The organism is Micromonospora sp. NPDC048907 (assembly GCF_055586885.1).
Map to the genome: position 1 here is coordinate 217477 of NZ_JBVJHI010000008.1, position 15133 is coordinate 232609.

The window sequence follows — 15133 nt, forward strand, 5'->3', positions numbered from 1 at the left end:
GCACCACATCAGGAGGTTCCCACCGTGGCCCACCCCCGTGCCGGCCAGCCCGCCGAGCCCGCCGACCTCGTCGACGTGCCCCGCCTGGTCACCGCCTACTACGCCGGGCACCCCGATCCGAGCGACCCGGCGCAGCAGGTCTCCTTCGGCACGTCCGGGCACCGCGGGTCGAGCCTGCGCAACGCCTTCAACGAGGACCACATCCTCGCCGTCACCCAGGCGCTCTGCGACTACCGGCGGGAGCAGGGCCTCGACGGCCCGCTGTTCCTGGCCCGGGACACCCACGCGCTCTCCGCCCCGGCCGAGGCCAGCGCGCTGGAGGTGCTCGCCGCCAACGACGTCACCGTGCTCGTCGACAGCCGGGACGGCTACACCCCCACCCCGGCGCTGTCGCACGCCGTCCTCACCCACAACCGGGGCCGCACCGCCGGGCTCGCCGACGGCATCGTGATCACGCCCTCGCACAACCCGCCGGACGACGGCGGCTTCAAGTACAACCCCACCCACGGCGGGCCCGCCGACAGCGACGTCACGACGTGGATCCAGGACCGCGCGAACAGCATCCTCGCCGCCGGGCTCAAGGAGGTGAGGCGCATCCCGTACGCGCGGGCGCGCGCCGCCGACACCACCGGGGAGTACGACTTCCTCGCCCGCTACGTCGACGACCTGCCCGCCGCGCTGGACATCGCCGCGATCCGGGACGCCGGGGTGCGCATCGGCGCCGATCCGATGGGCGGGGCGAGCGTGGCGTACTGGGGGGAGATCGCCGAACGGCACCGCCTCGACCTCACGGTGATCAACCCGACGGTCGACCCGACCTGGCGGTTCATGACCCTCGACGGCGACGGCAAGATCCGGATGGACTGCTCCTCGCCGAACGCCATGGCCTCGCTGATCGCGGCCCGCGACCGGTTCCAGATCTCCACCGGCAACGACGCCGACGCCGACCGGCACGGCATCGTCACGCCCGACGGCGGCCTCATGAACCCCAACCACTACCTGGCCGTGGCCATCGGCCACCTGTTCCGCACCCGGGAGCAGTGGGGGCCGGCGGCGGCCGTCGGCAAGACCCTGGTCTCCTCCTCGATGATCGACCGGGTCGCCGCCGACCTGGGCCGGCCACTGCTCGAGGTGCCGGTCGGCTTCAAGTGGTTCGTGCCCGGCCTGCTCGACGGGGCGGTCGGCTTCGGCGGCGAGGAGAGCGCCGGCGCCTCCTTCCTCCGCCGCGACGGCGGCGTCTGGACCACCGACAAGGACGGCATCCTGCTCTGCCTGCTCGCGTCGGAGATCGTCGCCACCACCGGGAGGACGCCGAGCGAGCACTGGGCCGAACTGGCCGAGCGCTTCGGCGCTCCCGCGTACGCCCGGATCGACGCCCCCGCCAGCCGGGCGGAGAAGGCCGTGCTGGCCAAGCTGTCGCCCGAGCAGGTGACCGCGACCGAGCTGGCCGGGGAGCCGATCACCGCGACCCTGACCACGGCGCCGGGCAACGGGGCGCCGATCGGTGGGCTCAAGGTGAGCACGGCGTCCGGCTGGTTCGCCGCCCGGCCGTCCGGCACCGAGGACGTCTACAAGATCTACGCCGAGTCGTTCCAGGGCCCCGAGCACCTCACCCGGATCCAGGAGGAGGCGCGGGCGCTGGTCTCCGACGTGCTCAAGCAGGCCTGACAGGACCTCCACCCCGCACAACCTCCCCGGAGTCGTCTCGTTGCTCCCCTGGGAGGTGCCGTGGCGCGCTCGTGCGCGATGGCGGCGCGCGCCGGCGCCCTGCCGCCGGCCCGAGGGGAGGGGACGGGCCATGACCCGCGTAATGACGGTGGTCGGCACCCGGCCGGAGATCATCCGGTTGTCCCGGGTTATGGACAGGCTGGACCGCACGGTTGAGCACGTGCTCGTGCACACCGGGCAGAACCGGGACCGAACCCTGTCCGACATCTTCTTCACCGAGCTGCGGCTGCGCCGGCCGGACCGGTTCCTCGACACCGACACCGCCTCGCTGGGCCGGGTGCTCGGCGGCGTCCTGGTCGGCGTCGAGGAGGCCATCGCCGCGTACCGGCCGGACGCCCTGCTTGTGCTCGGCGACACCAACAGCTGGATCGCCGCGCTGGTGGCCCGGCGGATGGGCGTGCCGGTCTACCACATGGAGGCCGGCAACCGGTGTTTCGACCTCAACGTGCCGGAGGAGACCACCCGCCGGCTCGTCGACCACGTCGCCGACTTCAACCTGGTCTACAGCGAGCACGCCCGGCGTAACCTGCTTGCCGAGGGCCTGCACCCGCGGCGGATCCTGCTCACCGGCTCGCCGATGCGGGAGGTGCTGGACCACTACCGTGCCGACATCGACCGGTCCTCGGTCCTCGACCAGCTGGAGCTGGTCCCGGGCGGCTATTTCGTGGTCAGCGCGCATCGGGAGGAGAACGTCGACCGGCCGGACCGGCTGCAGCGCCTGCTCGACTGCCTGCGCGCGGTCCGTGACGAATGGGGCCTGCCGTTGCTGGTCTCCACCCACCCCCGCACCCGCAAGGCCCTCGAAGCCCTCGCGGTCGGCGACACCGCCATGGAGGGCATCGCCTTCCACGAGCCGTTCGGCTTCTTCGACTACGTACACCTGCAGACCAACGCCCGCTGCACGCTGTCGGACAGCGGCACCATCAGCGAGGAGGCCGCCATCCTCGGCTTCCCCGCGGTGACCCTGCGGGAGTCGATCGAGCGGCCCGAGGCGCTCGACGCCGGTGGGATCCTGATGACCGGGCTGGACCCGCACGGCGTGGTGGAGGCGGTCTTTGTCGCGGTCGACCAGGTCGCCGCGGACGGCGTGCCGTGCCCGGCGGGCTACCGGGTGTCGGACACCTCTCGCCGGGTCGTCGACTTCATCCTCTCCACCGTCCGCCAGCACCACCACTGGGCCGGCATCCGGGTCTGACCGCCGGGAGCGCCACCCGGGTCAGCAGGGTGGTTCCAGCTCCCGCTGGTCGCGCTCGCGCCGCAGCTCCTCGGGGAGCAGCTCGCGGAGCTGGTCGGGCAGGAACGGCAGGTCGAGCAGGCTCAGCTTCAACTGGTTGCGCTCCTGGTAGCGCTGCGGGTCGAAGCGAACCACCCGGCCGGCGTCCCGCCGGTAGCGGATCTCCACCGCGCCCTCGGTCGCCGCCTCCTTGATCACCAGCCCGTCCATCTCGACGGCGACCGCCGCGGTCTGCGGCCGCAGGTCCAGCCGGATGCTCTCCGACGGGGCGAGCACCACCGACCGGGAGATGCCCGCCATCGGCGACGACGGGGTCACCACCACGGCGTCCGCCGCGGGCGAGATCAGCGGCCCACCCGCCGCGTAGCTGTACGCGGTCGAGCCGGTCGGCGTGCTGACCACCAGCGCGTCGCAGCGGTAGTAGCCGTACCGCTGGCCGTCGACGGCCAGCGTGGCCGTGACGAATCCGGAGCCGGGCTGGCGCACCAGCGCGATGTCGTTGAACGCCACCACGTCGTCGCCGCACACGTCGCAGGCCAGGCAGGCGTGCGACTCGACGGTGAAGTCCTTCGCCGCGAGCCGGCTCAGCGCCTCCGGCAGGTCCGGCGGCTCGACCTCCACGAGGAAACCGAGCCGGCCCAGGTGCACGCCGAGCACCGGCTTCGGGTCCCGCACCGCCAGGCGGAGCGCGCCCAACATGGTCCCGTCGCCGCCGATGCTGATCAGCGCGTCCGCGCGGACGGCCAGTTCGTCGGCGGGAACCGGCTCGACGCAGGACGGCACCCGGTGCTCGTCCTCGGCCCGGACCAGCAGCGTCTTGCGGTGGCGCGACGCCCACCGCTCGATGATCCCGACCACCTCGGAGACGTCCCGGGTGGGGTGCAACACCAGACCCAGCCCCGCCACCCGTACAGCTCACCACATCCCGGGTCGGTCGGCGTGGCGTACGGGCAGGCAGGCTGGCATGGGGACCACCGCCGGCGTGCCATCTCCGCGCTCAGCGGCGCGGCCACCGTCCAGCCGCCCGAGAGACGAGACGGCCCGCCCCGGTGTCGGGGCGGGCCGCACGGGCCGCGGTCAGTGGGACAGCTCGACGTCGAGCGGGCGGTCGCCCGCCGGGTCGAACGCCCGGTCACACAGCTGGGCGAGGTGCGCGACGACCTTCTGCGGGTCGTCGAACGGATCCAGTCCCGCCACCTCGATCGGGTCCAGCACCGGCACCGGCACGTGGGAGATCAGCGGGTGCAGCGGCCGGACGTCGACCTCACCGGTGCCGAGCAGGTCCTCGTGCAGCTTCTCGCCCGGCCGGAGCCCGGTGAAGACGATCGGGGTGGGGTTCTGGGCCCGGTCGATCATCTCCCGGGCCAGGTCCTGGATGCGGACCGGCTCGCCCATGTCCAGCACGAGCGCCTCACCGTCGCGGCCGATGGCGGCGGCCTGGAGGACCAGCTGCACCGCCTCCTGGACGGTCATCAGGTAGCGGGTCACGTCGGGGTGGGTGACGGTCACCGGCAGTCCGGCCTCGATCTGGCGCTGGAAGGCCGTCACCACCGACCCGCGGCTGCTCAGCACGTTGCCGAAGCGCACGCTCAGGAAGGTGCCGGGGTGGTTTGCGCCGGCATGTGCCGTCAACCGCTCGGTGATCCGCTTCGAGTAGCCGAGCACGCTGATCGGGTCGGCCGCCTTGTCGGTGGAGATGTTCACGAACCGGGCCACGTCCCGGCAGGCGTCGAGCACGTTCAGGGTGCCCCACACGTTCGTCTTGACCGCCTCGCCGGGATGCCGCTGAAGGAGCGTGAGGTGCTTGAGCGCCGCCGCGTGGAAGACGATCTCCGGCCGCCGCTCCTGGAAGATCCGCCGGATCGCCTCGTCGTCGCGCAGGTCGGCGAGGATCAGGTCGGGACTGTCGAGCAGGGCCCGGCCGGCCAGGGACATCTGCAGGGCGTGCAGCGCCGACTCGTCCCGGTCCAGCATCATGAGCTCGCCCGGGTCGGCCCGCATGATCTGCCGGCAGAGCTCCGAACCGATCGATCCGCCCGCGCCCGTGACCAGGATCCGGCGTCCCCGCAGCCCCTCGTGGTCCAGCGTCAGGTCGCTGACCACCTGCCGCCGGCCGAGCAGGTCGCTGATCTGGAGGTCCCGCACGTCGTTCACGGTGATCCGGTGGTTGACCAGCTCGCGGACCGGGGGGACCACCTTGAACGCCGCGCCGGTGGCCAGGGTGGCCTCCCGGATCTGCCGGACCAGGTCGGCGTCGGCGTTGGCCACCGAGAGGATGAGGGTGCTCGCGCCGGTCCGGCGCACCACGTTCGCCACGTCGTGCCGGCCGCCGAGCACCCGCACCCCGTGGATCCGCAGGTCCCGCTTGCCCGGGTCGTCGTCGAGCAGACCGACCGGGAGGTACGCGCTGGCCGGGTCACTCACCATCGAGCGCAGCAGGCCCTCGCCCGCGGAACCGGCGCCGAACAGCAGCACCTTGTGCGCGTCGGCGGCCCGGGGACGCAGCGCGCGGTCCCGCTGTTGGCGGTAGACGGAGCGGGTGCCGAACATGAGCAGCAGCGCCAGCGCCGCCCCGACGACCGGCGTGCTGGCCGGAACCGGGCGCTGGGGGAGCGGCGCGAGCGCGAGCAGCAGCACGGCCGCGGTGACGGCGGTGGTCGCGGCGAGGCCGCGGATCTCGCCGAGGCTGCCGAGGGGGTGGCGCCCCGCGTAGAGCCGGCGTACCGCCGTGCCACCGAGGTGCAGCGCGGCGGCGACGACACCGATCCCGACCGCCCGGGCGAGCTGACCCGGGGTCAACTCGAACTCGTACCGGGCCCAGACGGCCACCACACTCCCGCCGAGCCACGCCGCCGTGTCGGCGGCCAGGAGTTGGACGGCTGTCCGCCGTCTACCGGCCTGGGCCGCGTTTCCGGCAGTGATTGCTTCCCGCGGCATTTGTTCTCCCCTGTTGATCACCCGCGTCGGGGCCGCCAGCAGGGCGGCCTCTTGTCCTTCACTGCTTACCGGCTGAGAAGGAGTTTTGTCGGGGTTTCGCATTTAATGAGCGGTTCGGCGTGTATGCGAAGATCCCTCGGTGTCCGCGGTGCGGCGGCTGCCCGGCACCCGCGGTCCATCGGCGTCGTGGGGCGGCACGAGTTCGTCCAGCGCGGCCTGCAGCCGCGCCGCCATGACCGCCCGGGACCGGTGCCTCTCGATGTGCAGCCGGCCCCGCTCACCCATCGCGCGCAGCGTTCCGTCATCCAGGTCGACCAGCTCGCGGAGGCCGACCACGAGCTTGCCGGGCTCCACCGCGGCGCCCGAGTCGGACTCGTTGACGATGTCGTGCGGCTCGCCCGGGCAGTTGGTCACCACCGGCACGCCGGCGGCCAAATAGTCGTAGAGCTTGTTGGGACTGGCGCCGAGCCGGAAGACCGTCGCGTCGGCGAGAGTGTGCACACCGATGTCGGCGCCACCCAGGACGCCGGCGAGTTCGGTCTTCGGCAGCATGTCGAGGAAGTGCACGTTGGCGAGCCCCTCGGTGCGGGCCCGGGCGACCAGGCGCGGCTTGTCGATCCCGTCACCGACCAGCGCGAAGGTGTGCTCCGTCAACTCCGCCGCCGCGTCCAGCAACTCGTCCAACCCGTTCGCCTCGCCGTGCGCCCCCGCGAAGACGATCAGCCGGCCGTGCACCGGTATCCGGTCGCGTAGCGGGCGGTACCGGTCGTGGCGCAGGGCGAACGTCGCCGGATCGGCCCCGTTGCTCACCCACGTCAACTTCGCCTCGTCCACCCCGAGGGCGCGGAAGTACGACCGCCAGCCGGCGGCGACGATGACGATCCGGTCCGCACGGCGGTACAGCCAGGTCTCGAGCGCCCGCAGGGCCCGGTGCACGGGCGAACCCTCCCGGAGGTGCCCGGTGCTCACCATGGACTCCGGCCACAGGTCGCGGATCTCCAGGACGAAAGGCACCCGCCACAGCCGGGCCGCCAGCCAACCGCTGACCGGTGTGAGGATGTGCGGGGACGACGCGTACACCAGAGCCGGACGGCGCCGCGCGAGCGAGGCCACCAGGGCGCCGGCCGCGTACCCCAGCCAGTTCAGCACCCGGCGGTGGTTGTTCCGGGTGTAACCCGGCACCCGCACGCGGACGAAGTGGGGCTCGCGGTTGCGGAACCGCCGGCGCGAGTAGACGTCGCGGTCGCCCGCGACGATGGTGTAGTCCCAACCGTCCAGGCGGCCGAACAGCTCGACATGCCGGGTTCCGCCGGGCTCGGAGAGCGGCTTGGCGTAGTGGTTGAGGACGAGGACGTGACGCTGAGGTCGGACCTGTTCGGTCACGGTCCCTCCGATCTGACGGATGACGGCGGGGCACCCGGTGCCCCGCGCTGGACGGGTAAGCGGCGACGGCTTGTCACCGCGCGGCGGGCGACAACCGGCGGTACCAGTGCTCCATGGCGGACACCTGGCGTGACCACAGTTCGTGCGTCTCGATGAAGGCCCGGTTGGCCGCCCGCTCGGCGGCCGGGAGGCCCCGTACGGTGCGCAGCCGGTCGGCCAGCGTGCTGGCGAGCGGCTCGGGCAGCAGCTCGGCGGCCAGACCGTCGGCCAGGAGTTCGCGGTACGGCGGTAGGTCGGCGAGGAGCAGCCGGCATCCGGCGAGCGCCGCTTCGAGCACCGCCGAGCTGCGCTGGTCGCTGCGGGGAACGGACAGCGCCACGTCGCTGGCCCGCATCAACGCGAACGTGTCGGCCGGCGACAGCGTCCGGTCGACGACGGTCAACCGCCCGGTATACGCCGCGGCCAGCTGGCGGACTCCGGCCAGGCCGGCGGCGTGCTCGCGGGCTGCCGCCGCCTCGCCGGGCACATGGCCGCCGAGCACGACGAGGTGCAGGTCCGGCCGCTCACCGGCGACGTCCGCGTACGCCCGCAGGATGTCGTCCGACCGGTAGACCGGCGTGACCCCGCGCATCGACAGGAGGACGGTGGCCTGCTCCGGGATGCCGTGTCGACGGCGCACCGCCGCCGGGTCGACGGTGCCGAGGCTGGCGAGCAGCGTGTCGTCGACCCCCCAGGACAGGGTGGCCGTGCGCGCAGCCGGCACCCGGTAGCTGCGGGTGACCTCCTCGGTCACCGACCGGGAGGTGGGTACCACCAGGTCGGCCCGGTGCAGGGTGAGCTGGGTGACCCAGCGGCGCAGCCTGGATCGGGTGGCGGCCCGCAGCTCGCTTCCCCAGGGGGTGACCACCCGGACCGGGACCCGGGGGAGGGCGAGGGCGAGCAGCCCGGCCCGGCCGACCGAGTGGACGTGCACCACGTCCGGCCGCACCTGGCGGACCTCGCGGCGCAGCCACCAGCCGGTGGCGAGCAGCCCTCGTGCGACGCCCAGTGAACCGCCGGCCGCACGGGCCGGCTCGGGCGGCACCCGCAGGTCCACGCCGGCCAGCGGCTCGGCCGGGCCCCAGCCGGCGAGCACCACCCGGTGCCCCCGGCCGGCGAGTGCGGCGGCCCACCGGCGGGTGTGCAGAGAGTGCGCGGGGCCCAGCAGCAGCACGCGTGTGCCGTCGCCGGTGTCACGGTCAGCCACGGCGGTGCCGCCAGACCTGTGCTGCCTTGACCGCGCGGGCCCGCAGCTGGCTGGCCGGCTCCCGCAGCCGGGCTCGCCAACGGTCGGCGACCTCGCCGAACACGGGCATTCCGGTCAGGGACGCGGCGGCGGTCAGCAGCGAGACGTGCAGCGCGTGGTAGTTCACCGACGCCGGCCAGGACCAGCGCAGGTCGTACCGGGACCAGTAGCCGAGGTCGAAGTCGGGCAGCTCCGCCGCCAGCCGGTCCTGCACGGCGAGGTGGGCGTCACCACCGGTGCGGTGCTGGTGTTCGACGAGCCCGAAGAGGGCGAACAGCGCGCCGTTGAGCACGCGGCTCGGTGGCACGGCCGGACACTCCTCCAGGAAGGGCCGACCCTGCTCGTCGTAGTCGGCGCAACCGCCTCGGTCGGCCGGTCGGAGGAGCAACTCGACGGCGCCGTCGGCGCTGTCCAGGTAGGAGTGTTCGCCTGTGAGGTCGTGCGCGCGCAGCAGGGTGGACGCCGCCATGCCCTGCGCCATCCCGGAGTACCAGCCGGGCGACACCCCGTAACGGGGGACCGGCACGGGATATCGCCACCCACCCGCACCGTCCTGGTGCGCCCGGAGCCACGACGCCTGAGTGAGGAACGACCCGAAACGCTCTGTGTCCGGCCGGCCGTCGGCGAGCGCCCGGCTGTGCTCGCCGAGTGCGTACAGGCACATCGACACCGGGTTGGGATAGGGCCGCCCGTCGGGCCCGGTCGCGGTGACGATGCCGTCGGCGTCCAGCGCGGTGCCACCCGGCAGGTCCGTCCAGACCAGGGGATATGGTCCCCGCCCGTCCCGGCGCGCGTCGGCGGCCACCGGGTAGTCACGGACCCGCAGGTCTCGTACGCCGCTTGCGATGAGCGACCGGAGCGCGGTCACCATGAGCCCCCCGCGCCGGCGGTGGCCAGCGCCGTGCGGTACACGGACTCGACGCCGGCCACGGTGCGGTCGATGTCGAACCGGCGCAGGCACCGCTGCCGGCCGAGCCGTCCCATCTCCCGGCGACGCTCCGGATCGGCGAGCAGCGTCACGAGAGCGTCCGCCAGCGCGACCGGGTCGCCGGGGGGGACCAGCAGGCCGGTCTCGCCGTGCTGCACGGTGTCCGGGAGGCCGCCCACGTCGCTGGCGACCGCACCCTTCTCCATGAGCAGCGCCTCGATCATCGCGTAGCACGCCGACTCCTCCATGGAGGGATTGACGAGCACATCCATCGCGGCGAGGACGTTCTGCACGTCGGTGCGGTGTCCGGTGAAGTGCACGCGGTCGGCAACACCGAGCCGAGCCACTCGGGCCTCCAACTCGCGGCGGTATTCGCCCGTGCCGACGAACTCGTCGCCCACGATGAAGATGTGCGCCTCGGGCACCCGGGCCAGCACCCGCGGGACAGCGTCGATCAACACCTCGTGACCCTTGACACCGATGTCCCGGAAGGCGCGCAGGCGGGTCGGGTACATGTGGGCGACCATGCCGACCGTCGGCACCTTCTCGCCGAGGTTGAACTCCGTGCGGAAGGGACGGCCGGATGCCGCGGGATCCAGCCGCCGCACGTCGCACCCGTAGTGGCTGACCGCCACCGACCGGGCACCGAACCCGCGGTACCGGTCGGCGAACGCGGTGCAGGAGCCGATCAGGACGTCGGCGCGCGAGAGCGTGGCGAGGTCGATCCTGCGCAGGATAGGGCTGCGCAGATGGTTGATCCCGGTGACCTGGTTGACGTGGAGGCCGCGGGCGCCGACCAGGTTCGCCACTCGGCAGGCGATGTTCGCCTTGAGCAGATGGGCGTGCACGACATGCGGACGGAATTCCCGGATCAGCCGGATCAGGCGCAGCTCGGCGGCGGCCACCCGGGGCAACTGTCGGGGACGCCAGCCGTTGAGCGGCACAATCTCCACCGGTACGTCGGCGGCGCGCAGCCGCGCGGACAGCGCCCCTTCGGCCGGCAGCACCGCCCGGACCTGGTGGCCGCGCCGGGCCAGGCCGACGACCTGGTCGTGGAACCAGCTCCCGCCGTTCGGTGTGCTGGTGACCTGGAGGATCCGCAGGGAACCGGAAGCCTCCGGCAGCGTGGACGGGGTCATGTCGGTCTCCGGGTAGCGGTGCTGAGCAGCAGGACGAACGGGATAAGGACCGGCAGCGTGAGCAGCGGCTCACCGGTGAGCGAGCAGACCGCCAGACCGACGCCGCCGAGCAGGGCCGCCTCCGGCACCCACCCCGCACGCGCGCGGTACCCGCGCCAGACCGACCGGTAGACCAGCACGAGCAGCGCCACGAGCAACGCCGTGCCGATCAGACCGGTCTCGGCCAGCACGGTGAGGTAGAGGTTGTGCGGGTGCGCTAGGAGGCCGAGCCGCGGACCGGCCTGGTACGAACCGCCGCTGACGTGCTGGATGAAGTACTCCGGCAGCCGCTCGTTGAAGTTGAGGTAGCCGACGCCGAAGGCGGGGAAGTCCCCTGTCATCCGCAGCGCCGCCGCCCACATGTCCAGGCGCAGGCCCGACGAGACGTCGAGGGCGCCGGTGGCGGTGGTGTCGTTGATCCGCGTGCTGATGGTCTCTGGTACGAGGTTGGCGCCGGGCAGCGCCGCCGCGACTGTCACCAGCAGGGTCACCACCAACCACAGCCCCACCCGGGCCAGTCGACGTAGGGCGAAGCAGACCACCACCGCCCCCGCGCCGAGGTACGACGAGCGGCTGTACGAGTAGCCCACCCCGAGCAGCAGGACGGGCAGCGCGACCAGGATCGCGAGCCGTAACGGCGGGGGCGCCGGGCGGCCCCATCGGGCGAGCAGGACGGCGAGGGCGACGACGAGCATCGGGCCCCAGACGTTGTGGTTCGCTTCGCCGGAGGTACCTGACAGGAGCGCGGCCGTCCCGTCCCGCATGGTGGTGGCGGTCTGTACCGCGCCGACCACGGTCGCGGAGAAGGCGAACCCGAGCAGCAGGGACCAGGCGGAGGTCCCCTCGCGTACCGCCAGAGGCAGGCAGACCAGAGGCACGGCCAGGATCGAGACCTGGGTGGCCGAGGCGAGCAGACCCTCTCCGGGGCCGATCACCGTCGCGCCGAACAGCACCACGGCCAGAAGCGCGACCACCAGCAGGGAGCAGTGCCGGTCCCGCCAGTTGACCCGCCGCCGCAGCAGCGCGCCCGTGGCCGCGGCCGCGCTCAGCACCAGCAGCACCACGGGGCTGACCGCGTACGGGTCAGGTAGTTGGGCCGCCGGAGCGGCCAGCGCCAGTCCCCAGAGCGCCGCCACGGGGACGGCGGCGACCACGCCCACCAGCAGCAGGGCGGCGACCATCGTGGGCAGTGCCAGCGGCACGTCGGCCAGCCGGGTGGCCAGCAGGCCGGTCCCGATGGCGGCCACGGCGCCGAGCCCGCCCACCAGCGCGGGAAAGGTCCCACCCTCACCGGCGTCGCGCCACCGTCGCGGGGGCGCCGCCCGACGGCGGGCGACGCGCCGCGGGTCGGCCCGCAGGAATGCGGGGGCGATCACGGCGGCGTAGACCAGGTAGCCGGCGCTGCCGGCCAGGCCCGCACCGACGGCGTCGAGACGGGGCACGAGGACCGCCATGGCGGCCAGACCCACCGCCGTCGCCGCGACCGCCGCCACCACCGTGGCCGCCGGCCGGTCGGTAGCGGTCAGGTAGCTCTGCCCGACCCGGGCCAGCGCGAAGACCGCCACGCCTGGCAGCAGCGCCCAGACGGTCGCGACGGCGCCGTCGAACTCGTGGCCGTAGAGCAGTGGCACGACATACGGCGCCGCCAGCGCCAACGCCGCGGCGCCCACGCTCGTGACCAGCAGGGTGCGGCCTCCCAGGTGCACCACGGAGCGCCAGTTCGCCTGGCCGTTCGCCACCGGCGGGATCAGCACCAGACTGACCGCGATCGGAATGATCAGGAGGACCTCGGCGAGCGAGAGCGCCACCGAGTAGACGCCGACGGCGCTGGCGCCCACCAGGAGTTGGACCACCGGCACCTGAACCCGGATCATCCCGAACTGGGCCAGGTTGGGCAGGTAGGCCCGGCGCGCGGACGAGCGGTACCCGACGGCGTCACCCGGCGTGTCGGCACCACTCTCCGGCCGGCTGCGCCAGACCAGCGCGACCAACCCCACGACCTGTCCCACCCCGTACGCGGCAAGGGCGGTGAGCGCCGAGACCCGGCCGGACACCACCAGACCGCCCAGCCCGGCCAGGTAGACGACGAGAGCCACCACGACGACGAGGTTGTAACCGGCGGAGCGTCCCCGCCCGATCTCGACTGAGCCGAGGAGCATGCTGAGCAGCACCACCGGGCACAGGGCCAAGGCCAACACGAAGGTGGCCGGTTCGAGCCCCAGGCGCACGCCCGGCCCGAGCAGCAGCCCGGCGGCGGCCCACGCCCCGGCGAGCGCCGTGCCGACGACGAGGGCGTAGCCGATGCTCGCCCGGACCGCGTGCCGGTGGTGTCCGGGTGACCGGCCGGCCAGCCGGAGATTGGCGGTGTCCATGCCGACCGCGCACACCGTGCTGAAGATGCCGCTGGCAGCGATGGACACCGCCAGCAGACCCCGGTCGTGGGGGCCCAATGAGCGCGCGGAGAGGATCCCCGCAGCCAGGCTGATCAGCAGGGATGCGACGCGGGAGCCGGCGGTGCCGGCGGCGGCGACGACCAGCGCGCGGATCCCGACGGCACCGGGCGGGGCGGGTGCCGCGATCCCCTGCGCCGGCGCGGCGGTGCGCGGCGCCAGGTGCCGCGGCCGGTCGAGTTCGACGGGAATGGTCACCGGGCCGGCACCCCCTTGACCACCACGCCGGGCGGGACGTCCCGGACCACGCAGGCGCCGGCCCCGACGGTGGCGGCGGCTCCCACGGTCAGGCCCTGGAGGATCGCAGCGGTGGTGCCCACCAGGACCGCCTCCCCGAGGTGACAGTCGCCGGAGACGGCGGCGAGCGGGTTGACCGACACGTAGTCGGCCAGGGTGCTGTCGTGCCCGACGGTGACGTTCTGGTTGAGGTGCACGTGCCGGCCGATCGTCACGTTCGTGGTGACCCGGGCGCCGGCGAAGGCGACGAAGCCCTCCCGGTACGCGACGTCCGGGCCGACTGTGGCCGCCGGGTGGACCAGGGTCGCGATGGGCAGGCCGTACAGGTCCAAGCGTTCACCCACCGCGCGGCGCACCCGGGGGTCCCCGATGCCGATGACCACGTGGGTGTGCGGCGGCAGGTCCCGGAGCCGGTCGAGACCGCCCAGGTACGGCACGTCGAGACGCTGGACGCGTTTGAGGTTCTCCTCGGCCGGCCGGTCGTCCACGAAGCCGGCCGTTCGCCAGCGCGGCGCGTCGCCGTTGACCGCCCGGACGATGGTCAGCACCTCCCGGCCGTGACCGCCGCACCCGACGATCACCAAGTCGGTGGTCACGCGGGAGACGCTCCCGTCCGCTCGGCGAGAAACGCACCGATCACGGCGAGCACCTCCGCGACCTGGCTGGTGTCCATGGCCGATCCACTGGGCAGGGTGAGGCCGTCGCGGAACAGCCGCTCGGCGGCTCCCGTGAACAGTCCCTGCGCGGCGCCGAAGACCGGCTGCAGGTGCATCGGCTTCCAGACCGGACGGGTCTCGATGCCATGCCCCGCGAGGTGTCCGGCGAGGTCGGCGGCACTCCAGCCGGCCTGATCCGTGTCGACCACGATGCTGGTGAGCCAACAGTTGGACTCGTGGTCGTCCTCGCCGAGGACCCGCACCCCCGGCACCGCCGCGAAGAGCTTGGCGTACCGGTCCCGCAGGTCGCGGCGGCGACCGATCATCCCGTCGAGACGGAGCAACTGGGCCCGGCCGAGCGCGGCCAACAGGTTGCTGAGCCGGTAGTTGTACCCGGTCTCGCGGTGCTCGTAGTGGGGCACCGGTTCCCGGGCCTGGGTGGCCAGGTGGCGGGCGCGGTCGAGCAGGGCCTGGTCGTCCGAGACGAGCATGCCCCCGCCCGACGTGGTCATGATCTTGTTGCCGTTGAAGGAGAGCGCCGCCACCCGGCCGAAGGAGCCCGCCGGGCGTCCGTCATGCCGGGCCCCGAGCGCCTCGGCGGCGTCCTCCACCACCTCGACTCCGAAGTCGGCGCAGACTGGCAGGAGAGCGGTGTAGTCGACACAGCTCCCGAACATGTCCACAGGCACGACTGCCCGGACCCGTTCACCCCGGCGCACCAGATCGCGGAGCAGTTCCGCGGTGAGGGCCACGTCCATGTTTCCGGTGCGCGGGTCGCAGTCGACGAAGACCGGCCGGGCGCCGGTGTAGCGCACCGCGTTGGCAGTGGCGATGAAGGTGAGCGTGGGCACCACCACCACGTCGCCCGTATCAACCCCGACACCGAGCAGGGCGAGGTGCAGCGCCGCCGTGCCGGAGCTCACCGCCACTGCGCCGGCGGTTCCCACCCGGCTCGCCATCTCGCGCTCGAAGGACGCCAGGTCCGGCCCGACCGGCGCGACCCAGCCCGAACGCAGCGCGGCGATCAGGTACGACTCCTCGAGAGGCCCCACGTCGGGCGGCGAGAGATGGATGGTCCGCGTCATCGGTTTCCTTCCGGTTCAACCTGCGATTGACG

11 protein-coding genes are annotated in these 15133 nt (G+C 73.1%); 2 read left to right on the forward strand and 9 right to left on the reverse strand.

Annotation, left to right across the window (positions count from 1 at the left end):
• Positions 1-24: 24 nt before the first annotated feature.
• Complete coding sequence (gene pgm / locus ACZ6PY_RS26230) at positions 25-1668, forward strand: phosphoglucomutase (alpha-D-glucose-1,6-bisphosphate-dependent) (protein ID WP_466076455.1); 1644 nt, start codon at positions 25-27, stop codon at positions 1666-1668.
• Positions 1669-1798: 130 nt separating this feature from the next.
• Positions 1799-2923 (forward strand): non-hydrolyzing UDP-N-acetylglucosamine 2-epimerase, encoded by a 1125-nt coding sequence (gene wecB, locus ACZ6PY_RS26235; RefSeq protein ID WP_466076458.1) that lies wholly within the window; start codon positions 1799-1801, stop codon positions 2921-2923.
• Between the two features lie 21 nt (positions 2924-2944).
• Here the strand turns inward: wecB and ACZ6PY_RS26240 are convergent, their stop codons facing one another.
• From ACZ6PY_RS26240 to ACZ6PY_RS26280, 9 genes are all read right to left on the reverse strand, one after another.
• On the reverse strand, positions 2945-3868 hold the full coding sequence (locus ACZ6PY_RS26240; protein WP_466076461.1) for an NAD(+)/NADH kinase: 924 nt from the start codon (positions 3866-3868) through the stop codon (positions 2945-2947).
• Between the two features lie 171 nt (positions 3869-4039).
• Positions 4040-5899, reverse strand: coding sequence for a polysaccharide biosynthesis protein (locus tag ACZ6PY_RS26245; protein ID WP_466076465.1), 1860 nt, complete (start codon positions 5897-5899; stop codon positions 4040-4042).
• Between the two features lie 102 nt (positions 5900-6001).
• Positions 6002-7282 carry a glycosyltransferase family 4 protein gene (locus ACZ6PY_RS26250; protein WP_466076469.1) on the reverse strand — a complete coding sequence of 427 codons (1281 nt, stop codon included), beginning with the start codon at positions 7280-7282 and terminating at the stop codon, positions 6002-6004.
• A 73-nt stretch (positions 7283-7355) separates the two neighbouring features.
• Entirely contained in the window at positions 7356-8528 is a 1173-nt protein-coding gene (locus ACZ6PY_RS26255; protein WP_466076473.1) for a glycosyltransferase family 4 protein, read from the reverse strand.
• Complete coding sequence (locus ACZ6PY_RS26260; protein WP_466076476.1) at positions 8521-9438, reverse strand: D-glucuronyl C5-epimerase family protein; 918 nt, start codon at positions 9436-9438, stop codon at positions 8521-8523. The genes ACZ6PY_RS26255 and ACZ6PY_RS26260 overlap by 8 nt, the downstream gene beginning before the upstream one ends.
• A complete protein-coding gene (locus tag ACZ6PY_RS26265) occupies positions 9432-10634 on the reverse strand; it encodes a glycosyltransferase family 4 protein (protein ID WP_466076479.1) in 1203 nt (400 codons plus the stop codon). Before ACZ6PY_RS26265 ends, ACZ6PY_RS26260 begins: the two co-directional genes overlap by 7 nt.
• The gene (locus tag ACZ6PY_RS26270) at positions 10631-13321 is read right to left on the reverse strand and encodes an O-antigen ligase family protein (RefSeq protein ID WP_466076482.1); all 2691 of its coding nucleotides are present in this window, start codon (positions 13319-13321) and stop codon (positions 10631-10633) included. The genes ACZ6PY_RS26265 and ACZ6PY_RS26270 overlap by 4 nt, the downstream gene beginning before the upstream one ends.
• On the reverse strand, positions 13318-13956 hold the full coding sequence (locus tag ACZ6PY_RS26275) for a NeuD/PglB/VioB family sugar acetyltransferase (protein ID WP_466076485.1): 639 nt from the start codon (positions 13954-13956) through the stop codon (positions 13318-13320). Before ACZ6PY_RS26275 ends, ACZ6PY_RS26270 begins: the two co-directional genes overlap by 4 nt.
• Complete coding sequence (locus ACZ6PY_RS26280) at positions 13953-15101, reverse strand: DegT/DnrJ/EryC1/StrS family aminotransferase (protein ID WP_466076488.1); 1149 nt, start codon at positions 15099-15101, stop codon at positions 13953-13955. The genes ACZ6PY_RS26275 and ACZ6PY_RS26280 overlap by 4 nt, the downstream gene beginning before the upstream one ends.
• Positions 15102-15133: the final 32 nt, after the last annotated feature.

Coding starts and splice junctions, on each gene's coding strand:
- ACZ6PY_RS26245 (WP_466076465.1), bottom strand. CDS start 5,899: ATGCCGCGGGAAGCAATCACTGCCGGAAACGCGGCCCAGGCCGGTAGA.
- ACZ6PY_RS26265 (WP_466076479.1), bottom strand. CDS start 10,634: ATGACCCCGTCCACGCTGCCGGAGGCTTCCGGTTCCCTGCGGATCCTC.
- ACZ6PY_RS26260 (WP_466076476.1), bottom strand. CDS start 9,438: ATGGTGACCGCGCTCCGGTCGCTCATCGCAAGCGGCGTACGAGACCTG.
- wecB (WP_466076458.1), top strand. CDS start 1,799: ATGACCCGCGTAATGACGGTGGTCGGCACCCGGCCGGAGATCATCCGG.
- ACZ6PY_RS26280 (WP_466076488.1), bottom strand. CDS start 15,101: ATGACGCGGACCATCCATCTCTCGCCGCCCGACGTGGGGCCTCTCGAG.